The following is a 23,152-nucleotide window of genomic DNA, read 5'->3' on the forward strand; positions in this document are numbered from 1 at the left end:
CGGGCAATGTAGACCCGTCGGTCGGCCTTTGCCGAGACTTCGGCGATCTTCGCAGCGGTCGGGTTCGGACGCCGCCCCCGAGCACCGCCCGACTTCGCGCGGGAGTCTTTGCGGGGACCGTCGAACAATGATCGTCGAGACCCCTCTACTAATCAGTAACTCTTAGGTAGTCTCCCGGCCACCAATGGGCATGACCATGACGAGCGCGGCGAAGGTTCGGACGACCTCGCCGCTTTGACATGAGATAAAGGGGACGAACATGACAGCAAGCGGTGTGGGACGCCGTATCACGACGGTCGCCGCGGTGGCCGTACTGGGACTGGGCGCTTCGATGGCCGCCGCGGTTCCGGTCGCCGCCGCCCCGAGCGAGGCCGCCGTCAGCGCGACCGCCGCCGAGGTGGACTACGCGACCTGGCAGACGGACGTGAAGGCCGTCATCGACACGGCCACCCCCTACATACAGCAGCGCACCGCGAACTCCTCGGGGCAGAAGCTCGCCATCGTCTTCGACATCGACAACACGACGCTGGAGACGCACTACACGCCCTGGTACAACCTGCCGACCCCCGCGCTGAAGCCCTCCCTGGCGCTGGCCAAGTACGCCAAGTCCCGCGGGGTCGACGTCTTCTTCGTCACCGCCCGGCCCGGCATCATCGAGAGCGTCACCGAGTGGAACCTGGAGACCGTCGGCTACCCCGTCGACGGCCTCTACGTGCGTGACCTGCCCGACCTGTTCGCCGAGGTCTCCGCCTACAAGACCGCCTCGCGCGCGGACATCGAGTCCGACGGCTACACGATCATCGCCAACGTCGGCAACAACACCACCGACCTCGTCGGCGGCCACGCCGAGCGGACGTACAAGCTGCCCGACTACGACGGGCTCCTCGACTGACCCCGCTCCACCGTTCGCACCTGGGCGTGCGGCCACCGGGTTCCTTCCGGCGGCCGTACACCTAGACTCCGCCCATGGCCGACGACACCATTCTCGACGCGCTCGGCGCGGGCAAGTACCTGCTGGTCACCACCTACCGCAAGAACGGCACCACCGTCCCCACACCGGTGTGGGTGGTCCGCGACGGGGACGCGCTCGGTGTCTGGACGGTCGCGGACTCCTGGAAGGTCAAGCGCATCCGCAACCGCGCCGACGTCCTCGTCGGCCCCTGCGACCTGCGCGGCAACCCCACCGGCGACTCCGTACCCGCCCGCGCCGAGATCCTCGACGCGGCCGGCGCCGCCGCCTACCGCAAGCTCATCGCCCGCAAGTACGGCATCACCGGACGCCTCACCCTCCTCGGCAGCCGACTGCGCCGGGGCGCCGACGGCACGATCGGCATCCGCGTCACACTGACCGACTGAGGTTCCGCCGGGCGCGGGCGGACCGTCACGCACGCTCGCCCGCGTGCCCCGTCCGCCACGCCCACGCAGCGATCTCCACCCGGTTCCGCGCGGCCAGCTTGAGCTGGATGCTCCCGAGGTGCGTCTTCACCGTGGAGAGCGAGACGAACATCGACGCGGCGATCTCCGCGTTGGTGTGGCCCAGCGCGACCAGCCGTACGACGTCGAGCTCCCGGTCGGTCAACTGCTCCTGCGGACGCGGTGCTTCGGCACCGGGCGCGGCCTCCGTCCCCGCCCGCTCCGCCGTGACGTGCTTGAGGAGCCGGACCGTGACCGAGGGCGACACCAGCGAGTCGCCCACCGCGGCGGCCCGAACGGCCTCGGCCAGCAGGGTCGGCCCGGCGTCCTTGAGCAGGAACCCGCAGGCGCCGCCGTGCAACGCCCCGTAGACGTACTCGTCGAGGTCGAACGTCGTCACCACGACCACCCGCAGCGGATCGGCCACCCCCGGACCGGCCAGCAACCGCGTCGCCTCCAGACCGTCCAGCTTCGGCATCCGGATGTCCAGCAGACACACATCGGGCCGCATCTCACGGGCCAGCCGCACGGCCGTCTCACCGTCGGCGGCCTCGGCGACCACGGTGATGTCCGGCTGCGCGTCGAGGAAGAAACGGAAGCCGGTGCGGACCATGTCCTGGTCGTCGGCGATCAGAACCCGGATCGGTCGCGCGAGGACGGACCCGGCTGGGAGGTCGTCGCCGTGCTCCCGGCCGCCCCGGTCCCCGCCAGGTGAGCTGAACCGCCCGGCCCGGCTTCCCGTATCTCCTCTCGGGGATGGCGGGAGACCGCGTGCACGGAAGGAGAACAGCGTGTCGATACCGCCCGAACCGGGCCGGACGACGAAGCGTCCCACGATCGAGCCCACCTACGTCATGCGCCGGCGCAGGACCGAGGCCCTGGCCGAGCTGCTGCGCGAGTTCGAGCAGTACAAGGGGACCACCACCCAGAACGACGAGTACGAGACGGTCGCCGTGCCACCGGCGCCGACACCCGCACCGCCGCCTCCGCCCGCGCCGCCACCGCCGCCCGCACCGGAGGCGAAGCCCGCGCCCGAGTGGATCCTGCCCCGTACGGAGTACGAGACCGAGGAACTGCCCCCGTACATGGTCGGTGAGGACTTCGCCGCCGACACGGTCTCGCACGGCGGGCGACGGCAGCGGCGGCGCCCCGTGCCCGGCGGCGGATCCGGACTGAAGCGCGCCGCGGTGGTCGTCGGCGTCGGCGCGGCGGCCCTCCTCGGCTTCGGCGCCGCCCTGCTGCTGCCCGGTGGCGAGAAGGAGAAGGAGGCCCGCGCCGTCACCCCGACCCCGTCGGCACCCGCGGCCTCGGCCCCCGCCCGCAACGCCGGAGTCGACCCCGACGGCGCCGGTACCCTCCGCGAGGGCGACAGCGGCGCCGAGGTCTCCGAACTCCAGCAACGGCTGCTCCGTATCCCGAATGTGTACGACAACGGCTCCACCTCGGGCCAGTACGACGCCGTACTGAAGGAAGCGGTGGCACGGTTCCAGCTCTGGTACGGCATCCGGGGCGACGAAACGGGCGTCTACGGCAACGACACCCGCCAGGACCTCGAATCCCGCACGGCGCTCTAGCCGCACGGAGGGGTCTCGGACCCGGTGCGTGACGGGCGTATCCGGGTTGTTGCCCCGCCTCGAACGGACCATATTGGCCATATGGTGACGAAGGCGTCCGGTGTGCCGCGGGCTGCCACGGCCGGTGAGGCGATGGCGGTGGTCGATGCGCGCGGCCTCGTCGTGGGGTGGAGCGAGGGGGCCCGGCGGCTCACCGGGTACACGGCCGGGGAGGTGACCGGGCGACCGGCGGCGGATCTGGTCGACGGGGACGCGGCGGTGGTGTGGCGGACGCTGCTGACGCACGGCGACGCGGTGGTGGACGTGCGCTACCGGGACGGCCGCCGACAGAAGGTGGCGCTGCGGATCTGCCCGCTGCGGGGCGGGCGGGGCGAGCGGCGGCGGTTCGTCGTCCAGGCGAACCCCGACCGCGACGAGCGGGGCCTCGGCGAGCTGGCCTTCAAGCAGGCCTCCATGTCCATGTCCATCTTCGACAAGGGGCAGCGCTATCTGCGGATGAACGACTGGGCGTGCCGGGTCATGGGCCAGCCCGAGGAGGAGTTCCGGCACCAGTACTTCCCCGACACCGTGGAGGACGCCGAGCACAGCCGGGGCTTCCTGCGGCATCTGGAGATCGTGGTGGAGACCGGGCAGCCGGTGCACTACGAGAGCTGGACCCGCTCGCCGTCCGGCCGGCGGATGCACGCCTGGAGCTTCGAGATGTGGCCCGTACGGGACCGCTCCGGCGGGCTGATCGGCACCGCGCTCGCCGGGTTCGACAGCAGCGAGCAGTTCTGGGCCCGCCAGCGGCTGGCCCTGCTGAACGAGGCCGCCGGATCCATCGGCACCAAGCTCGACGTCGTCCAGACCGCCCGCGAACTCGCCGAGCTGGTCGTGCCCCGGCTCGCCGACTTCGCCAGCGTCGACCTCCTGGAGTCCGTGCTCCAGGGCGAGGAACCCGAGGCGGTCCCCCTGGACGGCGGCGTGCGACTGCACCGAGCGGCCCACCACTCCGACACACCGGGTGTCCCCGAGGCGGCGATCGCCCTGGGCTCCGCCGATGTGTACCCGCCGTCCTCACCCCCGGCCCGCGCCCTGCTCAGCGGCGAGCCCGTGCTCACCCGCACCGGCGACCACTCCCTCGACGCCTGGTTCGCGCGGCACGGCGCCCGCTCCGCGAAGCTCCGGGAGGCCGAGGACCACGACCTGTCCCTGATGGCCGTACCCCTGGTAGCCCGCGGTACCACCCTCGGCGTGGCCGTCCTCGTCCGCCTGCTGACCCCCGAGCACCCCGACGCCTTCGACCAGGACGACGTGTCCCTCGCCGAGGAACTCTCCAGCCGGGCCGCGGTCTGTGTCGACAACGCCCGCCGCTACACCAAGGAACGCACCACGGCGCTTGCGCTCCAGCGCAGCCTGCTGCCGAAGACGGTCGCCGGACAGGCGGCCGTCGAGTTCGCCTCCCGCTATCTGCCCGCGCTGTCGCAGGCCGGGGTCGGCGGCGACTGGTTCGACGTGATTCCGCTGTCCGGGACCCGGGTGGCCCTGGTCGTCGGGGATGTCGTCGGCCACGGCATCCACGCCTCCGTCACCATGGGCCGGCTGCGCACCGCCGTCTGGGCGCTCGCCGACGTCGACCTGCCGCCCGACGAACTCCTCACCCACCTCGACGACCTCGTCGAACACCTCGCCGCCGGTGACGGCACCGGCGAGGGGGAGATCGGCGCGACCTGTCTGTACGCGGTGTACGACCCGGTGGACCGCAGCTGCTCGATCGCCTCGGCCGGCCATGTGCCACCCGTGGTCGTGCGGCCCGACGGCACGGTGGAGGTCGTGGAGGTGGCCGCGGGACCGATGCTCGGTGTCGGTGGACTCCCGTTCGAGGCGACGGAGCTGGCCCTGCCCGAGGGCTCGGTCCTCGCCCTGTACACCGACGGTCTGGTCGAGGCCCGTGACCGTGACGTCGACGCCGGCACCGCCGCCCTGTGCGCCGCGCTGGAGGGGTCGGTGGGCAGTCTGGAGAGCGCCTGCGACACCGTGCTGAAGGCGCTGCTCCCCGACACCCCGGCCGACGACGTGGCCCTGCTGCTCGCCCGTACCCGCGCCCTCGACGCGGAACAGGTGGCCGTCTGGAACCTCTCCGACGATCCGGCGCTGGTCGCCAACGCGCGCAAGCTCGCCACGGACCAGCTCACCCGCTGGGGCCTGGAGGAGGCCGTCTTCGTCACCGAACTCGTGGTCAGCGAACTCGTCACCAACGCCATCCGCTACGGCGGCTCCCCGATCCAGCTGCGCCTGATCCGCGACCGCACCCTCATCTGCGAGGTCTCCGACGCCAGCAGCACCTCACCGCATCTGCGCCGGGCACGCCAGTTCGACGAGGGGGGCCGCGGCCTGCTCCTGGTCGCCCAGCTCACCGACCGCTGGGGCAGCCGCCCGAGCGGCGCGGGCAAGACCATCTGGGCCGAACAGGCCCTGCCGCCGAGTCTGTAGCGGGCTCTGCCCGGCCTGCGGAAGGCCGTACCAGGCATGCGAGAAGGCCGTGCCGAGCGTCCGAGAAAGCCGTACCGAGCATGCGAGAAGGCTGCCGGGGGTGGAGTGAGCCACCCCCGACAGCCTCGATCTGTGGCGGAGTTACTTCTTCCGCAGGCGCACCGACACCCCGTGCGCGGTGAAGACCTGCTCGGCCGTCCAGCCCTCGACGGCCACCGAGACCTCGGCGAACCGGCCCTGCAGGGACCGCGCGTCGATCACGGCGACCGTGCTGCCGGAATGCGGCGCCTGCTCGGCGTCGAAGCGGACCACCAGCTTGCTGCCCCGCTCCAGGACCGCGCGCCGGTCCACCACGAGTGCCGCGTCGTCGCCCCGGTCCAGCGTCACATCGAGGACACCGGCCTGCGTGTACGTACCGCGGACGCGGACGCTGCTGTGGTCGCCGGTGGCCAGCGTGCCGCCCGTCACCTCGACGTCACCGCGGCCGAAGGCCTCCTTGGAACCCGCCGCGAGGACACCGGCCTCGACGACCGTGCCGCCCTTGTACTCGTTGGCGCCGGCCAGCGTCAGCGTGCCGCTGCCCTTCTTGACGAGGCGGCCCGTGCCGTCGAGGTCGTTGCGCCAGGTGTCGGCCGCGTGGAAGCCGCCGAGCGCGGCGTCCAGGGTGACGGTGACATCCGCGTCGAGGGCGCCGTACCCGTCCGCCGCGGCGAACAGGTTGAGCCGGCCCCACTGCTCCCAGCCGTCCAGCAGGACGTACCCGGCGGGCAGCGCGGTGGTACGCAGCACCTCGCGCCGCTGGGCCGCGTCGAGGTAGGGCAGCCGCGTCTCCAGCAGCACCTCGGCGCCCTTCGGCACGGTCAGGTCCTGGGACTTGCCGCGCCGGGGCAGCACGTACGTCAGCTTCGGCTCGACCGTGCGCAGGTTGGCCTCGCGGTCGGCGTACCGGTCGTCGGCGTCCGAGTGCGCGTGGGCGAACAGCGTGTCGGCGGTGGTGCCCGTCTTCGCCTGGAAGTACTCGGCGGCCTGCTTGCGCGCGGCGGCCTTGAGCGTGGCGTTCTTCGGGTCGGCGAGGGCGGCGGCGGCCAGCGCGGTGGCCATGACCCTGCCGCCGAGGACGTCGACCGTGGAGTGCATACCGGACATGATCCGGGTGTGACTCAGCTCGAAGGCGCGGGTCACGATCTCCTGGAAGCGCTCCGGGACCGCGTACGCGAACGCCAGCGCCGCCAGGTGGAAGGCGTTGGTGTGGCCGCTGGGGAAGCCGCCGTCCTCGGCCGGGTTCTCGCCGCGCTGCCGCAGCAGCTGCTTCACGACGATCACGTCGGAGTCGTAGACCGGGTACCCCAGCTCGTCCACCTTGCCGGTGTCGACGACCTCGCTGTCCTCGTTCATCCGCCACGGGCGCGGGTACTGGAACGTGAACTTGGCGGGGTTGCCCGAGGCGAACGGGCCGCGCACGGTGTCGACCAGCTTGGCCACCTGGCCGAGGTCGGAGTCGTACGAGCCGGCGCCCAGCGCGGAACCGGCGGGCGCGCCGGCCGGCACGGCGTCGTTGATCTTGGCGGCCGGGATGTCGTCGGGGGCGGCGGTGATCGAGGTGACCGCCTTGGCGCCCGAGCGGTACAGCTCGGCCAGCGGGCCGAGGGCGCCGATCATGGCGTAGCTCTGGTGCTGCCGGTCGTAGACGAACGCCTCGCGGGCCTGCGCCTCCGTGCGGCGGCGGGTGAGGCGCACGCTGTAGCGCATGTTGTCGCGCAGGATCTCCGGCAGCAGCGGGGTGCCGGTGTTCCAGGCGCTCCCGGTCTTCCAGATCTCGGCGAAGCCGCCGAGCGCGCGGACCACGGCGTTGGTCTCGGGGGTGAGGTTCGCCGTGATGTTGGTGGTGTAGTCGTCCACGAACGGGGTGAAGGCGGTCGCGGCCTTCTCCTCGGCCGCGGAGGCCTGCCACATGGTCGCGAGGGTCGGAGCGGCGATCAGGCCGGCCGAGACGCCGAGAGAACTTCTGAGGAAGACACGGCGGTTGAGTCTGTGGTGCCCGGCAGATGACGGCATGGAGCGCCGCTCCTTTCGCGGTGTGTTGAGCGGGTGCGGGCTGAGCGTGGAGTTGACGAATGTCCGGTCGGTGTCCGGTCGGCGACCGGACGGTGATCAGCGGATGACCGGTCGGAGGAGAGTTCGTGAGAGTGCCAACGCCCCTTCGACCGGCGGCACTTGGAGAACCTGCGGTCGCGCGGACGGTACAGCGTCGAACAGTGCTTCGGCGAATGCCGAGTACAGGGCGGGTCTGGAGCGGATGGTCCCGCCGGCCACCACCACGTCGTCCACCGGGACCCCGCGGGCGGCGAGCCGCGCCACGAGCGAGGCGAGCGCACGACCCCCCTCTGCGATCACCCGGTGGGCGAGCAGCGAGCCCTCCTCGGCGGCCTCGAACACCGCGGGAGCGTGCCGGCCCCAGTCGGCGGACACATCCGTCGCGGCCTCCAACGCCCCGCCGAGCGCCGGGACTTCACCCACCCCGAAGGCGGCGGTGAGCCGGGCGGCGAGCGTGTCGGGTGCCTCGCCCCGGTCGTGCGCCGCCCACACGGCACGGGTCGCCTCACGGACCAGACCGGCCGCGCCGCCCTCGTCGCCGAGCACCGCGCCCCAGCCGCCGACCTGCACCGACGTACCGTCGGCGGACCGGCCGACGGCCACCGAACCGGTGCCCGCGACCAGGCCCGCCCCCCGGTCCAGACCGGCGGCGGGCACCAGCAGCTCGGCGTCGCCCACCACCAGGCACGGCACCTGAAGCCGTTCCTGGAGAGCGAGACGGATCCCCTCGCACTGCCGGGGCGTCTCGCAGGCATGGGCGCCGACGGCCACGGCGGACGGGCGGGTGTGCGCGGGCAGCACCTCCCCGACCAGCGTGGCCAGCCATGCGGTCGCGGCCGACGGGTCGTGCGGCCGCCAGCCACGGCTGGGACGGATGTGATCGGCGACGGAGTCCGTCCCCGCGGCAGCGCGGAGATGGGTCTTCGTGCCGCCCACGTCCATACCGACCGCGACGGGCCTGGAGTCCTGCACGTGAGGCTTCTTTCGTCGTTGCGTTGCGATGGGCGCAGCGACGGCTGGGCGAAACCGTGCCTGGACACACAGGGTCTGTGGGGGGTGCTAGGGAAGCCCCGGGACGGGCCTCTGCCGATGCGGTAGGCGAGTACCGCTTGACTTCGTTAGGAAATTAACTAACGAATAAGAGTGCGTCAAGGGTCAGGACCCGGATACCGCACGACCGTGCGGACGGATGATCGCGGCACGACTGGGGAGAGCATGCAACTGAGCGAGAGCGCCCGCGCTGTCTTCGCCGTACTGGCCGCGTCGAGCACCGCCACCCGCCCCCAACTGGCGACCGGGGCGCGCCTTTCCAAGCCGACCGTCTCCTCCGCCGTGGCCGAGCTGGAGGCCGCCGGTCTGGCCGCCCGCTCCGGCACCCTCAACGGCGGAACCGGCAGGTCGGCGGCCGTATACGATCTCGGGCTCGCCGCCGGCGCGGTCCTCGCCGTCGACCTCGGCCCCAGCGTCACCCGGGTGCGGGTCTGCGCCCTGGACGGCACGCTGCTCGCCGAGGGCACCGGACTGCGGGCGGACACCGTCGACGTGGTCGCGGACGCCCTGTCCGGGCTGTCGGCCGGGGCGCCGCTGCGTGCCATCGTCGTCGCCGTCGGCGATGTCACCGTGCAGAGCCTGGAGGGCGCGGCCGTCCGCCCGGCCACCGCCAAGGCGGGCCCCATCTTCGACGCCCTGGCCGTGGCGCTCCCGCCGGGTGTGCCCGTCCATGTCGAGAACAACGTGAACTGCGCCGCCCTGGCCGAGCTGCACGAGGGTGCCGCCCGGGGCCGGGACACCTTCGGCTATCTGCGGATCGGCGTCGGTATCGGTCTCGGTGTGGTGATCGGCGGCCAGGTGCTGCGCGGCGCGAACGGCGCCGCCGGTGAGGTGGCCCGGCTGCCCTACCCGTGGGACGCGGACCGGGAACCCCGCCACGAGGGCCTGGAGGCCCACATAGGGGCGGGTTCCCTGCTGCGCCGGGCGGCGGACGCCTGGCGGGGCGTGGACGACCCGTGCCCGGACACCGTCGACGGGCTGTTCGCGCTGGCCGACGCCGGACACACCACCGCCCTCGCCGTCGTCGGCCGCCACGCCGCCGACGTGGGCAGACTCGCCGCCGCGGCCACGGCGGTCCTGGACCCCGGCCTGATCGTGCTGGGCGGCGCCGTCGGCTCCAAGCCCCGGCTGCTGCCCGGCGTACGGGCCGAGCTGGCCCGGCTGAGCTGGCCCACCGAGGTCGTGAGCAGCGCGCTCGGCGACAGTGGCACCGTCGTCGGGGCCAGTCGGCTGGCCGTGGCGCGGGGAATCCAAACCGTGACCGGAGGGGCGGCGATGAAGCATTGACGGACTCCACCGGCATCTGCCAATGTCCGGACAAGCGCTTTCTAAGTCGGCCGGGACGCCGGCTTGGGGCGAGCCTCCCGCCCGTACTCGACGTACGGCAACCGCACGAGGGCGTGCCCGTGCGGTGACGGCCAGAAGGCCGGGGATCCCGCCCCGCGTGGACGACGCGGCCGGGCGAGGCCGTGCCCCCCGGAAAGCAGCTTTCCTGCAAAATGCACCCGTGCCGCCTCGGTCGGCGCGCCGTGCTCTGTCCCCTACCGAAAAAAAGGGATCGAAGATGACCACTGTGGGTGTGCGGCGCTCAAGCCGACTCGGCCGCGGCGGTATGCGCCGCCTGGTTCCCCTCGCCGCCGGTGTCTCGGCGGCGGCCCTGCTGCTCTCCGCCTGCGGAGGAGGGGAATCCGACTCGGGCGGTACCTCCAAGTCGCTGACGTTCTGGATCTCCACGGTTCCGGGGCAGGACGCGGGCTGGAAGAAGATGGTGGCGCAGTACGAGAAGGAAACCGGCGTCAAGGTCAAGCTGGTCAACATCCCGTACGACGGCTACGCGACGAAGCTGCGCAACTCCGCGCAGGCGAACTCGCTGCCCGACGTGGCGGCCGTGCCGGCGCTCGACCCGATCTGGTCGAACAAGCTGATCGACCTCAGCGACATCGCCAACAACAAGACGAACAAGATCAACGCCAACTTCGTCGCCAAGGACTCCTCCGGGAAGGTGCTGTCCATCCCCTCGGACGTCACCGCGTCCGGCATGTTCATCAACAAGTCCCTCTTCGAGAAGGCCGGTGTCGACTACCCGACCTCGCCCGACAAGACCTGGACCTGGGACGAGTTCATCAAGGCGGCGAACGAGGTCCGGGAGAAGACCGACGCCAAGTACTCCCTGACCTTCGACCAGTCGCCGTCCCGGCTGCGCGCCATGGTGTACGAGATGGGCGGCAAGTACGTCCACCGCACTGACGACTCCGGCAAGTTCTCGGTGGACGACGCGACCAAGAAGGCCGTGAAGACCTTCGTCGGCTGGAACGACGACAAGACCATGCCGAAGTCGGTGTGGACGAGCGGCGCCGACCCGTCGGCCATGTTCCAGAGCGGTGACGTCGTCGCCTACTGGTCCGGCGTGTGGCAGGTCGCGGCCTACGCGGAGAGCATCACGAAGTTCGACTGGGCGAGCGTCCCGACCCCCGCCCAGCCGGTGCAGGCCAGTGACGTCAACAGCGGTGGTATGACGGTCGGCTTCAACAACAACGCCGACGCGGCCGCCGCCGCGAAGAAGTTCCTGTCCTGGCTCTACGAGCCCGACCACTACAAGACGCTGTGCGAGGCCTCCGGCTTCCTGCCGGTCGAGAGCGGTCTGAACCCGGAGTACCCCTTCAAGTCCGAGGCGGCGCAGGCGGCGTTCAAGCTCTACAACGAGTCGATCCCGCTCTACGACCCGATCTCCGGCTACTTCAACAGCGCGCAGACGAACTGGGTGCTGAAGGGCAAGAGCCTCGCCGACGACCCGACCAAGGCGGAGCTCGGCAAGGCGATCAACGGTGAGCAGTCGTCCGACAAGGCCCTGCAGAACATCGTCGACGGCTACAACACGCAGGTCGGCGGCTGACCGCAGACCGACAGGCCCTGGGCGGCGTGTCTCGGCCCCGCCGCCCAGGGCCCCCGGTCCCCGCGTGACGCCGGGCTCATGGCCTGAGCCCACCGGAATCCATTCCACCAGCACGGAGTCAGGAAGATGACAAAACGCGCCCCGGACGCTTCGGACGTGTCCGTGAGCCCGCCCAGGAGACGCAGCAAGTACACCCTCGCACCGCTCGTCCTCATCTCGGGCAATGTCGTGCTCTTCGCGCTGTTCTTCGTCTGGCCGGCGGTGATCGGGCTCGTCTACTCCTTCACGAACTACACGGGCGTGGGGTCGTTCCAGTTCATCGGACTGGACAACTACCAGAAGCTGCTCGGGGACTCGACCTTCTACTCCGCGACGACCCGCACACTGCTGTACACCGTGCTCTTCGTCCCGCTGAACTTCGTGCTGTCGCTGCTCATCGCCAACGTGCTGGTGAGCAAGCACGCCAAGGGCGCGTCGGTCGCCCGCATCTTCTTCTTCATCCCGTGGCTGCTGTCGCCCATCATCGTGGGTGTCCTGTGGCGCTGGATGTTCGGTGAGAACTTCGGACTGGTCAACTACTTCATCGAGAAGGTCGGCGGAAGCGCCGTTCCCTGGCAGTCGAACGCGGACCTGTCACTGCTCGTGGTCGTGGTGGCGGCGGCCTGGGCCTGGACGGGCTTCTCCATGCTGCTGTTCATCGCGGCGATCAAGAACGTCCCGACGTCGTACTACGAGGCGGCGGCGCTCGACGGCGCCGGTCCCTGGCGCCAGTTCTTCCATATCACCCTGCCGAGCATCGCCCCCACGTCCTTCATCGTCATCCTGCTCAACACGATCCACGCGATGAAGGAATACGCGGTGTTCGCCTCCCTCAACAACGGCGGACCCGGAACGTCGAACAACCTGCTGGTCCAGTACATCTACCAGACGGGGTTCAAGTCGGGCCAGATCGGCTACGCGAGCGCCGCGTCGTTCGTGCTCATGCTCATCCTGATGGCCGTCGCGGTGATCCAGATGATGGTCAACCGGCGGGTGGAGAACCGATGACAACCACAGACACAGTGCGCAAGGCCGACGCCGGTTCCGTGCGGGCCGTCCCCAGGAAGCGGTCCCGCGGCTCGGCGACCGGCGGGCTTCGGCGCGCGATCGCCCCGACGACTCTGCTGTGGGTCCTGGCGGGCCTCTACGGGATCCCGGTGCTGTGGTTCGTCCTCAGCTCCTTCAAACCGGCGGGAGACCTGTTCTCCCTTCCGCTGACGGTGTTCCCGGACGACCCCACCGTGTCCGGATACAAGGAAGCGTGGGCCAGCGCCAACTTCTCCGGGTACTTCATCAACACGATCATCGTGTGTGTGATAGCGACGATCCTCACGGTGGGGGTCAGCTGCTGCACCGGGTACGCGCTGGCCAAGTACGACAACAGATGGCTCAAGGCCTTCTTCCTCTGCATCCTCGCCACCACGATGCTGCCGGCCGAGGTCATGCTCGCCCCGCTGTTCCTGGTCGTCCGCGACCTCGGCTTCTACAACTCCCTGTCCGGCATCATCCTCCCGGCCCTGCTCACCGCGACCGGCTGCTTCATGTTCCGCCAGTTCTTCCTGACGGTCCCCGACGAGCTGATCGAGGCCGCCCGTATCGACGGCGCGAAGGAGCTGTCGATCTTCCTGCGGATCATGGTGCCGCTCTCCCGGCCCATCATGCTGACGCTCGCCATCCTGTCGTTCCAGTGGAGGTGGAACGACTACATCTGGCCGCTGCTGATGCTGAACGACCCCGAGAAGTTCACGGTGCAGATCGGCATCCAGAGCCTCGTCGGCGCGCAGAACATCAACTGGTCGGTGCTGCTCGGCGGATCGGTCATCTCCATGATCCCGCTGATCGTCGTCTTCCTGGTGTTCCAGAAGTACGTGATGAACGCCGACATCAACGCCGGACTGAAGGACTGACCTTGCCCACCCCGCTCGACCACGAGTTCGTCCGCGCGGCGGCCCGCGCCGCCGACCGGCGGGCCGCCCCGCTCGCGGCCCGCCCCGACGAGGAACCCGCCGGTGTGCCGCACCGTGGTCTGGCGTGGCGGGTGAAGACCCTGGTCGCGGCCTACCGGTCCCCGGACTCGGCACTGCACGGCAGCGGGCGGGCCGTCGCCGCCGCGACGACCCACCTCCGCGCCCTGCGGGCCGCGCAGACCACCACCGGGCTCTTCGCCGGCGGCGACAACGTGCAGTCGCCGCCGGACTCCGCCTTCACCGTCAACGACGTGTGCGACGCACATGTCCTCGCGGCCGGCGCGGGCCCGGAACTGGACGGCGTCACGGCCGCGCTCGCCGAGATCGCCGACGCCGCCACCGGCAGTCTCCTCACCGGCGGGGTGCACACCCCGAACCACCGCTGGGAACTGTGCGCGGCGCTGGCCCGGCTGCACCGGTCGTTCCCGGACGACCGCCTGCTCGACCGCGTCGCGGAATGGCTCACCGAGGGCGTCGACATCGACGCGGAGGGCCTGTACTCGGAACGCAGCGCCAACTACGCGGCCCATGTCTCCAACCCGTCGCTGCTCCTGCTGGCCGAGGTCCTCGGCCGCGCCGACCTGCGCGACGCCGTCGTACGCAACCTCGCCACCACCCTGGACCTGATCAGGCCGGACGGCACGGTCGAGACCGTCCTCTCGCGACGCCAGGACCAGCACGGCCCGTTCCCGCTGGCTCCCTATCTGCCGCACTACCGGCTGCTCGCGATCCGCACCGGCCGGGGCGACTTCGCCAGGGCGGCACGGCTCGCGGAGGCCGGCGGCATCGACGACCCCGACCTGCTCGCCCAGACCCTCCTCACCCCGGACCTGTGCCACGCCCTGCCGGACCCGGCCCCGGAGACCCTTCCGCGCGACCGGTATCTCCCCACCGCACGCCTCGCCGCACACGCCTCGGCCACCGCGCACACCGTGGTGTACGGCGGCTCCGACGTGCCCGAACACCGGCGTGTCCGCTCGGGCCTCGCCTGCAACCCCACCTTCCTGCGCCTGTTCGCCGGCGACGCCGTCCTCGACGCGGTCCGTCTCTCACGGGGCTTCTTCGACCTGGGGCCCTTCCGCGCCGCCACCATGGAACGGCCCGCCGACCACCGCTACCGGCTCACCGAGACCCTCACGGCCGCCTACTACCAGCCGCTCCCGAAGGACCACAGGCGGGACGACGGCGCCTACCGGCTGGTGGACGACGGACGCTTCTCGGCGTCGATGGCCTTCCCGGACCGGCCCCGGGACGAGGTCTCCCACACGACCACCGTCGAGGTGGAGCTGCGGGAGGACGGCGCCGACCTGCGGATCGACATCAGCGGACCCCGGGTGCCCTGGGCCCTCGAACTGACCTTCCGGCCGGGCGGCGAACCGGAGGGCGCCGTACCGCTCGGCGACGGACGCTGGTGCCTGACGAACGGCCCGATGACCTACCGCGTCGGTGACGACGAGATCCGGGTCGAGGCCGCCGTCGAGGCGGGCGAACCGCTCGCCGGGCCGGACCGCGGCGAGGTACTGCGGTACGACCCGGGGCAGGATCACACCGTGGTGGGCGGCACCGACGCGACGACCGGGAACCGTGTCCACATCGGTGGGATGGGCCCGCACACCCTGACCGTCGCACTGCGCGCCCGCCGCCCCGCACGCATGAAGGGCTGATCCCCGTGCACCTCCCACGCCAGCTCGGTTCGCTGCACGACCTGCCGGACACTCCTGAGGCGTACGACGCCGTGCTCGCCGATGTCACCGAGCAGGCCCTCGCGCGCCTCACGCCCGAGGGCGGCCTCGAACACCCCGACTGCGTCGACGACATCGGCGACACCTCCCTCGGCGTCACCTCGCTGCTGGCCCTCGCCTGGCAGCGCACCAAGGACCCCCGCCTGCCGGAGGCCGTCCGCCGCAGCACCGGCTTCCACCTCCGGGAGCGCGTCTACACGGACGACAACCCCGGCTACCCGAACCTCCGCGTCCGCGACTCGGGTTTCCCGTACGCCCGTTACACCCTGGCCCCCGGCGCCCACCCCATCGGCGACTGGCCGAGCACGGTGTGGGCGCTGCTCCAGGCGGTGAACCTCCTCGACCTCGCGGACGGCCTCCTCGACGAGGAACGGACCGCCGCCGTGAGGGACATGGCGCGCGGCTACTGGAGCTGGCTGACCGAGGCGGCCTTCTTCAACCCGCAGGAGGCAGGCAACCAGGCCATCGGCTGTGTGGTCGGCGGTCTGATGCTGGCCCGCCATCTCCCGCCGGAGGAGGGCGAGAAGGTCCGCGCCCGCGCGATCGCCCTCTACACCGAGGAGATCCGCGCCCACCGGGTACGCGACCGGGGCGCTCTCCTCCCGCCGGAGCACGGCGGCGCGTGGGACAACAACTACGGCCCGATCTCCCTGTCCTTCCTGGCCCAGGCCCATCTGGTCAGCGGCGAGGAGATCTTCGCGGAGGACGGGGAGGCGGTCGCCCGCTACCTGGACGCCCGCCTCACCACCGGCGGCTTCGACTGCGGCGGCCCCCGCTACAGCGAACAGCACTCCGGCTTCGAATCCGTCCTCGGACTGCGCTACTTCGGTGCCCGGATCGGCGCCGACCTCGGCCGCTACCGGGGCGACACCCGCTGGGGCCGGCACGCGATCAAGGCGGACGGCGGGGTCGACGGACACTTCGCGTGGATGCTGGTCTGGCAGATCCAGGACACCACACCCTGGCACCGCACCCCGTCCACGGAACCCGTCCGGCACCAGCTGCGCTCCGGCGGGGTCTCGGTCGCCTTCGACGCGAAGATGACCCCGTCCCTCGTCGAGGCCGACGGCACGTACTTCCTGCCGGCCGCCGTCAACCGCCAGCACGGCTTCGGCCCGGTCGTCGACGGCTTCCTGCTCTGCCGCCCCATGGGCGAGACCCGCGTCCGGGACGTCCGCGCCGAAGGCCTCACCGCCAAGCTGGTCACCAAGCCGGTCGTCACCCGCGACCACGTCCTGCGACACGTCCGGTCCCTGTACGTCACCGACGGCACCCGCCTGTGGACCACGGTCGCCGTCGAACGCCTGCCGGGCGAGCCGTACCTCCTCGCCGGACTGCCGTACCTGGCGGACGACGGGGACCGGCTGCGCCGGATCGCGGACGCCGAGGTGGCCTCCGCGGGCGATCTGTGGCTGACCCACCCGTCCGCCGAGGGCCCGGAGTTCTTCGACGCCCGCGCCGACACCACCCAGGAACTCGCCGCCTTCGCCCTCGCCGCCGACCCCCGCGGCTACGGCGACCCCGACGAGGGCTGGTCCCACCTGGTCGCCTCCACGGCCATCGAGGCGACGCCCGCCCCGAACGCCCCGGACGACCTCGATGTCTTCGCCGTCCGCTACGGCGGCTCCGGCGAGATCTTCGACCCCACTTTCGACCACGTCGCCGAGGGCCTGAGAATCCGCACAGAGGCCTTCACCGCGGTACTGGGCGGCCCGGCGGGCGACGCACACGGCGAACCGACACTGACCCTACGACTGTCGTAGCCCGCGGGCAGCCGCGCCGCCGCCGTGCCGTCGCCCCGGCCGTGCCGACGGCCGCGGCATCGCCCCGGGCGGCACCACCAGATCCGCGAAGCCCCGAGTCCTCGCCACCAACACCGCGTTGCGCTGATCCGTACCCCGCACCCAGGCGACCGCCTCGTCATGGCCCTTCCCGAACTCCTCGTGCCGCGCGACCAGCCGCCGCACACGCACCGCCTCGTCGAGATCGCAGAACCACACCTCGTCGAGGCGGTCCCGCACCCGCCGCCAAGGCCCCTCGTCCACCAGCAGATAGTTCCCCTCGGTGACGACCAGCCGGGCGGCGGGCGGCACCGGGATCGTCCCCGCGACGGGCTGCTCCAGCACCCGTTCGAAGCCCGGCGCGTACACGATGTCCTCCTCGTCGCCGCGCAACCGCTCCAGCAGGGCCGCGTAGCCCGCCGCGTCGAACGTGTCCGGCGCGCCCTTCCGGTCCCGGCGCCCGAGGCGGTCGAGTTCGACGTCGGCGAGATGGAAGCCGTCCATGGGGACATGGGCGACCCACGGCTCGCCGTCGCCGTTGAGCGCCCGGGTCAGCCCCTCGGCCAGGGTGGTCTTCCCCGCGCCGGGGCCACCGGAGATACCGAGGAGGGCCCGGCGGCCGGGACGGACCAGGGCGGCGGCCCGATGCAGCAGATCGTCGAAGGTCAGGGGCATGCGGACGACGGTAGCCCCCATCCGGCGTACACGGGCCGAGACCGGGCGGACGACTCCTGACGAGGCGATAGGCGCGGAACTCGCCCGGCTGCGCGCCGAGGTGCGGCAGTTGCGCACCCGTGGGGAGGGCCGCCGCTGATCGCCCAGGCCCAGGGCAACGTCAAACCGCGCACCCTGGCCGAGGCGGCGGTGAGCGCGCCGCGCCCGGACGGCCGCGGCAACCGGAGCGAGGTCCTGGCCGCCGTCCTCAGCCAGACCCTCGCCGTCATCGGCACCGGCATGGGCAACGCCCAGATCGCCGACCGGGCCGAGGGCGGACTGCGCATCGAACGCCCCACGGGACACCCGGCGGACTTCGTGGACTTCTTCGCGCACGTCGGCGACGAGGGCACCTCCCGCGCCAAGGCAGCGTGGGAGGGTCGCCCAGGTCACCGTCCAGGACGTGGCCACGGACCCGGTGTTCACCGAGGACGCCCGCTCGGGTCTCCGCCCACTTCGACCGTCCGCCGCGAGGGCTCGCCCCCGCCCAGCTCAAGGCGTTGACCGTGGCGGGCGCCGAGACGGGTGAGTTGGCCGGCCTGGTACGACCGGACCGTAGTCCTCGACGCCCTGGAACACCCGCACACCCTGGGCCGCGCCCACGGCGGCGGCAGCGTCAGCCGCCGCTGACCGGGGCAGTCGGGTCCGTCAGCCGCAGAACGTGGCCTCCAGCGAGCGGTTCACGGTCGCGTACACCGTGCCGTTGTTGGAGGTGTTCGCGAACGACGTCACACTGCGCTTGCCGGTCTTCGAGGTGAACGCCCAGGTGTAGTAGCCCTGGACGGTCCCCGTGTGCCCGTACACCGAGGCCCCGCACGACAGATCACGCCGGCGCAGCCCCAGCCCGTACGCCTGGGTGCTGTTCACCGGCGTCCACTTCAGCATCTCCTTCAGCTGGGCGGCCGAGGTCAGCTTCCCCCGCACCAGCGCGGACATGAACTTGTTGAGGTCCTTGGCGCTGGACACCAGGGCGCCCGCGCTCTGTGCCCACGAGGTCGTCTGCTGCGTCGAGTCGATCTTCTTCCCGGTGGAGTCGGCGGTCATGTAACCACGGGAGAACTTGCCGGGGATCGTGTTCTTCGGGTGGACGTAGAACGTGTCGGCCAGCTTCAGCGGCTTGATGATCCGGTCCTGGTACGCGACCGCCACCGACTTCTTGGTGAGCTTCTCGATCAGCATGCCCGCGACCACGAAGTTGGCGTTCGAGTACGCGTAGGACGCGCCCGGCTTGTTGGTGAGGGGCTTGGCGAGCGACAGGTCCATCAGCTGGCGGTAGGTGTAGACCTTGTTGCGCACCTTCTCGAACCCCGAAACGCTGGGGGAGAAAAGCGTGTTGGCGTAGTCGTACAACCCGCTGCGGTGACTCAGCACATGGCGCACGGTGATCTTCTTGTCGGGCAACAGGCCCGGCAGATATGTGTTGACCGAGGTGTCGAGCTTGATCTTGCCCTCGTCGACCAGTTGCAGCAGGACCACCGCCGTGAACGTCTTGGTGACGCTGCCGACGCGGATGCGGTCCCCGGTGCCGAGGGCCCGCTTGGTGGACCGGTCGGCGACCCCCTCCGCCAGATGGTGCACCTTGCCGTTGTCGTCGATCCTCGCGAACGCGCCCGGCGCCCCCTGCGACAGCGCCGTGCGCAGTACTTTTCGCAGCTCGGTCGTATCGGGACCCGCGGCCGGGGCCGCGTGGGCGGGGACCGTCAGAAGGGACAGCACGACCGCGCCCAGCGTCGCCACCACACCCGTGCCCACCGTTCTCGAAACCATCTGAACCATCCGTTCGTCTCCCAGTGCCTGCCGTCGTCGACAGGTGCATTGGAGTCGAGTGGTCACGGAGAGTCAAGTAGCCAGGTGTGGGGGCGAGTTGAGCCCCACGAAAGAGGGACAGTTCCGGTGGGTCGGTTTCAGCCGCCGAAGAGCTGGGTCCAGTACGTGCCGGCCGCGCCGCCTCCGACGAAGCCGATACCTATATGGGTGAAGCCGGGTTTGAGGATGTTCGCCCGGTGCCCGGGGCTGTTCATCCAGCCGAGCACCACCTCGGCGGCGGAACGCTGGCCGCACGCGATGTTCTCCCCGACCGACCCGCGGGTGGAGCCGGCCGCCGCCGCGCGGTGCCAGGGTTCGCCGCCGTCGGGGGAGGTGTGCGCGTAGAAGGCCCGCGCCACCATGTCGGCGCTGTGCGCCTGGGCGGCGGCGGTGAGGAGGGGGTCGGGGTCGAGCGGGGGGAGACCGGCCCTGGTCCGTTCGGTGTTGGTGAGGGTGATGACCTCGGTGGCGGTCCGGTGGAGGCCGGCCGGGGAGAAGGGGCGCGCCCACAGTGCCGTCCAGAAGACGGTGCCCGAGCGGGGGTCGGTGGCGTGGCCGAGGCCCGTCTCGCTCCAGGCGGGTCCACGGAGGGTACGGGCGGCCTGCTGGTCGGAGCGGCAGTAGTCCACGAAGTCGGCGGGCGTGCGGGGGCCGGAGACCAGATGTTCGCCGATGGTGAGGTAGGCGTAGCCGGTGGTGGTGACGCGCTGGTAGACGGAGAGACCGCCGTTGCCTTCGGCGGCGAGCCGGCCTTGGGCGGCCATCGCGGTGGCGTGGGCCTGGGCGGCTGTGGTGAGCTGCGCGTTGAGGGTCACGGGTGGGGAGCCGGCGGCGGTTCGGGCGGAGTTGACCAAGCTCAAGTAGCCGTTTGGGGTTGTGGGTATGGCGCGCGCCGGTGTGGGCCTTGCTTCCTCCAGCACCTCCACGCCGAAGTCCCGTGCGACGCCCGCCAGGCCGTCCGCGTACCCCTGCCCCAGTGCCCGTAGCTTCCAGCCGGGGCCCTTGCGGTACAGCTCCGCCAAGAGCAGTACGGTCTCGCGCCGGGGTCCCGGTGGGGTGAAACGGGTGATCGTGCGGCCGTCGGGTGCCGTGACGAGCAGGGTCGGGGCTGGCAGGTGGCCCAACGGTGTGTCGGGGGCGGCCGGGCTGATCGCGAGGGTGAGACGGGTGGCGCCGGGGCGGAGGGCGGCCGGGGTCACCGTCAGGGTGTCGCCGGCCAGGCGGGTGCCCGGGGCCGTCGGCTGGTTGTAGAACACGAAGTCCGCGTCGCCGCGGACCCTGCCGGTGTCGTCGGTGACGAGGGCGGAGACGTCGAAGGGGCCCGGCACCCTGAATGTCAGGGTGCCGTCCGGCAGTGGGGTGTTGCCCCCTGGTACCAGCTCGTTCATCGGTGCCGTCCGTCGCAGTGACCGTCAGCCCGACAACGTCTCACCCCCGCAGGGCGGTTCCCGTGCCCTCCTGCCGCTCGGTGGCGGCCAGGGCGTCCTGGCGGCCGGAGCGCATCGTCTTCAGGGCGAGGAGGAGGACGCCGATGTCGTCCAGGTAGACCGGGTCCGGCACCAGGTCGGTCGGGAGGACGAGATAGAGGACGGCACCCCAGAAGACCCACTTGGGGCCGGTGGGCAGTCCGGCCCGGTTCAGTTCGCGCCGGGTGCGGACGAGTCGCAGGAGCAGCCGGACCGCCACTGCGAGGACGGCCGCCGCGATCAACGCGATCGCGAGGATCACACCCCAGGTCCAGTCCATCGGTTCCGCCCCTCGATCGTGCCGGGCGGTGTGCCCGGCTGGTCCCTGTCCATCGTCTTCCCTCCGCGGGCGCCCTGTACCGCGGCGCGCGGGGGCGGGCAGGGGTCAGTGCGAGGCGCGGGCCAGATTGTGGTCGACGAGGGCCTGGCTGACGGCCCGGATCGAGCGGGCCATATGGTTCAGCTGCATGACCTCGGCGGCGTACATCTTGATGGTGTGCTCGATGACCGACTCGGACATGCCGAGGCTGGGCAGCTCGGAGCGGGCGGTCTGCAGGGCGGTGCGGGCGACCCGGATCTCGTGCTGGACCTGGATCTGCGCGTGCCGGGCGAGCAGCACGGGGTGGCGCATCATCGCCGGATAGGTGCCGTAACGGGCCGGTACCAGCTCGCGCAGCCATTTGGCCGCGGACCGCTCCCAGTCGTAACTGCCGGGTGTCTTGACCTGACACGGCCAGTCCGTGCGGAGGGGCGAGGAGGTGAGGGCCATGTTCAACGCTCCGGTCTTGCATCGACGCCATTGGGTGCAGCGGGTGGAGTCAGGGCGGCCCCGGCATAGGGGATGGCCGGGGCCGCCTCACCCGGGGCGCCGTGGCGGGTAGGAGCGGACGGACCCGGGTGGACATCGTGACCCGGAGTCCCACCGGGTCACGATCCGCGAGAAGTATTTATATATACCGATGAGTTTGCAAGGACATGGAAAAATTCATGCCGGGAAAGGTGTGAATAATCCGCTGCTGTCCTGACCAGACGGGGCGAACGGGATCACTCCCTCCGGAAGAACCGGTCAGTCCCTCAGGAAGAACTGATGCTGCTCCGAGACCTGCTCGTACGCCTCAAGACGGGCCTGGGTGCGCTCGGGGTCGGCGTCCGTCATGGCCTGCAGCAGGGCCGAGGACATCATCACGGGGGCGGCGTAGGAGTCGAAGACCAGGCGGGACCCGGTGCCGGTGGCGAAGACGGCGTCCGCCTCGTCCGCGAGCGGCCCGAGCGCGAGGTCGGTGACCAGGGCGACCTTCAGCCCGGCACCGTGGGCGACCCGGAGCGCGGTCAGCGTCTCCTGCGCGTGCCGGGGCATGGAGAACGCCAGCACCCAGGTGCCGCCCGCCTCCCGGGACTGCAGCAGCGCGTCGTAGGCGACCGTGCCGCCCTTGGTCACCAGCCGGACGTCGGGGTGGATACGGCGGGCGGCGTACGCGAAGTACTCGGCGAGCGCGCCGGAGATCCTCAGGCCGAGGACGGTCAGCGGGGCCGAGCGGGACAGGGCGCGGCCGACCTCGATCACCTGGTCGGGGTCGGCGAAGTCGCGCCGCAGGTTCTCCAGGTTCTCGATCTCGGCGTCCACGGCGGCCTGGAGTTCGTTGCTGCGGTCCGCGGCCGAGATGCCCGGGGCGCTGCCGAGGGTGGCGAGCGCGATGGACTGGAGCCGCTCGCGCAGCGCGGGATAGCCGCTGAAGCCGACGGCGGCGGCGAACCGGGTCACCGAGGGCTGGCTCACGCCGACCCGCTCCGCGAGATCCGTGATGGACAGGAACGCGGCCTCGGTGATGTGCTCGATCAGATACTGGGCGATCCGCCGCTGCCCGGGGGAGAGCCGGGGGCCGTCGAACAGTTCCCTGAGCCGGGACGTGGGCGACTGCTCGGTGTCCGGCGCGGTCCGCCCGGACGTGATCGCTGATGCCTGCGCACGTGCCTGCTGCGGCGATGGCACCCGCGCGCCTCCTTCGTCTCCCACGACCACTCAACATAGCCCACGGCCCGTGCGGCCCCCGGCGGATCGCGCGACCTGCGGGAACCCCGTTTCGGGCACACCATGGGGGTACCCGGGGTACCCGCACCCTGTCGTCCACGCGAGGGAGAAG

Annotated in this window: 21 protein-coding genes; 12 read left to right on the plus strand and 9 right to left on the minus strand. The window is 71.2% G+C overall.

All coding sequences use genetic code 11. The annotated features are described in order from the left end of the window. The first annotated feature begins 259 nt into the window (after positions 1 to 259). The gene (locus tag F9278_RS43630; protein ID WP_152173257.1) at positions 260 to 892 is read left to right on the plus strand and encodes an HAD family acid phosphatase; all 633 of its coding nucleotides are present in this window, start codon (positions 260 to 262) and stop codon (positions 890 to 892) included. Positions 893 to 966: 74 nt separating this feature from the next. After that, the gene (locus F9278_RS43635; protein WP_152173258.1) at positions 967 to 1,356 is read left to right on the plus strand and encodes a PPOX class F420-dependent oxidoreductase; all 390 of its coding nucleotides are present in this window, start codon (positions 967 to 969) and stop codon (positions 1,354 to 1,356) included. Between the two features lie 25 nt (positions 1,357 to 1,381). Here the strand turns inward: F9278_RS43635 and F9278_RS43640 are convergent, their stop codons facing one another. Beyond that, positions 1,382 to 2,026, minus strand: a complete 645-nt coding sequence (locus F9278_RS43640; RefSeq protein ID WP_404819038.1) for a response regulator — start codon at positions 2,024 to 2,026, stop codon at positions 1,382 to 1,384. A gap of 178 nt (positions 2,027 to 2,204) precedes the next feature. On the opposite strand from F9278_RS43640, the gene F9278_RS43645 reads away from it, so the two are divergent. Both F9278_RS43645 and F9278_RS43650 read left to right on the plus strand, forming a co-directional pair. Continuing rightward, positions 2,205 to 2,987 (plus strand): peptidoglycan-binding domain-containing protein, encoded by a 783-nt coding sequence (locus F9278_RS43645; protein ID WP_152173259.1) that lies wholly within the window; start codon positions 2,205 to 2,207, stop codon positions 2,985 to 2,987. Between the two features lie 81 nt (positions 2,988 to 3,068). Continuing rightward, positions 3,069 to 5,459, plus strand: a complete 2,391-nt coding sequence (locus F9278_RS43650) for an ATP-binding SpoIIE family protein phosphatase (protein WP_152173260.1) — start codon at positions 3,069 to 3,071, stop codon at positions 5,457 to 5,459. Positions 5,460 to 5,600: 141 nt separating this feature from the next. Here the strand turns inward: F9278_RS43650 and F9278_RS43655 are convergent, their stop codons facing one another. Beyond that, positions 5,601 to 7,514, minus strand: a complete 1,914-nt coding sequence (locus F9278_RS43655; protein WP_152173261.1) for a phosphatase PAP2 family protein — start codon at positions 7,512 to 7,514, stop codon at positions 5,601 to 5,603. Positions 7,515 to 7,610: 96 nt separating this feature from the next. Beyond that, positions 7,611 to 8,525 (minus strand): N-acetylglucosamine kinase, encoded by a 915-nt coding sequence (locus F9278_RS43660; protein WP_152173262.1) that lies wholly within the window; start codon positions 8,523 to 8,525, stop codon positions 7,611 to 7,613. 243 nt (positions 8,526 to 8,768) lie between these two features. On the opposite strand from F9278_RS43660, the gene F9278_RS43665 reads away from it, so the two are divergent. The 6 genes from F9278_RS43665 to F9278_RS43690 all read left to right on the plus strand — a co-directional run bounded on the left by F9278_RS43665 (position 8,769) and on the right by F9278_RS43690 (position 17,007). Further along, positions 8,769 to 9,890, plus strand: a complete 1,122-nt coding sequence (locus F9278_RS43665; RefSeq protein WP_152173263.1) for an ROK family protein — start codon at positions 8,769 to 8,771, stop codon at positions 9,888 to 9,890. Positions 9,891 to 10,167: 277 nt separating this feature from the next. Further along, positions 10,168 to 11,496, plus strand: coding sequence for an ABC transporter substrate-binding protein (locus F9278_RS43670; RefSeq protein WP_152173264.1), 1,329 nt, complete (start codon positions 10,168 to 10,170; stop codon positions 11,494 to 11,496). A gap of 126 nt (positions 11,497 to 11,622) precedes the next feature. Next, positions 11,623 to 12,543, plus strand: coding sequence for a carbohydrate ABC transporter permease (locus F9278_RS43675; RefSeq protein ID WP_152173265.1), 921 nt, complete (start codon positions 11,623 to 11,625; stop codon positions 12,541 to 12,543). Further along, on the plus strand, positions 12,540 to 13,442 hold the full coding sequence (locus F9278_RS43680) for a carbohydrate ABC transporter permease (protein ID WP_152173266.1): 903 nt from the start codon (positions 12,540 to 12,542) through the stop codon (positions 13,440 to 13,442). The genes F9278_RS43675 and F9278_RS43680 overlap by 4 nt, the downstream gene beginning before the upstream one ends. A 2-nt stretch (positions 13,443 to 13,444) precedes the next feature. Further along, the gene (locus F9278_RS43685; protein ID WP_152173267.1) at positions 13,445 to 15,166 is read left to right on the plus strand and encodes a hypothetical protein; all 1,722 of its coding nucleotides are present in this window, start codon (positions 13,445 to 13,447) and stop codon (positions 15,164 to 15,166) included. 5 nt (positions 15,167 to 15,171) lie between these two features. Next, positions 15,172 to 17,007, plus strand: coding sequence for a hypothetical protein (locus F9278_RS43690; RefSeq protein ID WP_152173268.1), 1,836 nt, complete (start codon positions 15,172 to 15,174; stop codon positions 17,005 to 17,007). On the opposite strand, the gene F9278_RS43695 is transcribed toward F9278_RS43690, so the two are convergent. Further along, positions 16,993 to 17,700 carry a nucleoside/nucleotide kinase family protein gene (locus F9278_RS43695; RefSeq protein ID WP_152173269.1) on the minus strand — a complete coding sequence of 236 codons (708 nt, stop codon included), beginning with the start codon at positions 17,698 to 17,700 and terminating at the stop codon, positions 16,993 to 16,995. The genes F9278_RS43690 and F9278_RS43695 overlap by 15 nt on opposite strands. Here F9278_RS43695 and F9278_RS47865 point away from each other — a divergent pair. Then, entirely contained in the window at positions 17,699 to 17,839 is a 141-nt protein-coding gene (locus F9278_RS47865) for a hypothetical protein (RefSeq protein WP_226967195.1), read from the plus strand. The two genes, F9278_RS43695 and F9278_RS47865, sit on opposite strands and share 2 nt — an antisense overlap. 50 nt (positions 17,840 to 17,889) lie before the next feature. Further along, positions 17,890 to 18,243, plus strand: coding sequence for a hypothetical protein (locus F9278_RS47870; protein WP_226967196.1), 354 nt, complete (start codon positions 17,890 to 17,892; stop codon positions 18,241 to 18,243). Between the two features lie 144 nt (positions 18,244 to 18,387). Here F9278_RS47870 and F9278_RS43705 read toward each other — a convergent pair whose 3' ends face one another. The 5 genes from F9278_RS43705 to F9278_RS43725 form a co-directional block, all read right to left on the minus strand. Next, the gene (locus F9278_RS43705) at positions 18,388 to 19,506 is read right to left on the minus strand and encodes a serine hydrolase domain-containing protein (protein ID WP_193241908.1); all 1,119 of its coding nucleotides are present in this window, start codon (positions 19,504 to 19,506) and stop codon (positions 18,388 to 18,390) included. Positions 19,507 to 19,643: 137 nt separating this feature from the next. Then, positions 19,644 to 20,933, minus strand: a complete 1,290-nt coding sequence (locus tag F9278_RS43710) for a CAP domain-containing protein (protein ID WP_152173270.1) — start codon at positions 20,931 to 20,933, stop codon at positions 19,644 to 19,646. A 40-nt stretch (positions 20,934 to 20,973) separates the two neighbouring features. Beyond that, positions 20,974 to 21,291 carry a YkvA family protein gene (locus tag F9278_RS43715; RefSeq protein ID WP_152173271.1) on the minus strand — a complete coding sequence of 106 codons (318 nt, stop codon included), beginning with the start codon at positions 21,289 to 21,291 and terminating at the stop codon, positions 20,974 to 20,976. 105 nt (positions 21,292 to 21,396) lie between these two features. Further along, positions 21,397 to 21,780, minus strand: a complete 384-nt coding sequence (locus F9278_RS43720; RefSeq protein ID WP_152173272.1) for a hypothetical protein — start codon at positions 21,778 to 21,780, stop codon at positions 21,397 to 21,399. A gap of 297 nt (positions 21,781 to 22,077) precedes the next feature. Next, the gene (locus F9278_RS43725) at positions 22,078 to 23,001 is read right to left on the minus strand and encodes a MurR/RpiR family transcriptional regulator (RefSeq protein WP_193241909.1); all 924 of its coding nucleotides are present in this window, start codon (positions 22,999 to 23,001) and stop codon (positions 22,078 to 22,080) included. Between the last annotated feature and the right edge of the window lie 151 nt (positions 23,002 to 23,152).

This window comes from Streptomyces phaeolivaceus, assembly GCF_009184865.1.
Classification (GTDB): domain Bacteria; phylum Actinomycetota; class Actinomycetes; order Streptomycetales; family Streptomycetaceae; genus Streptomyces; species Streptomyces phaeolivaceus.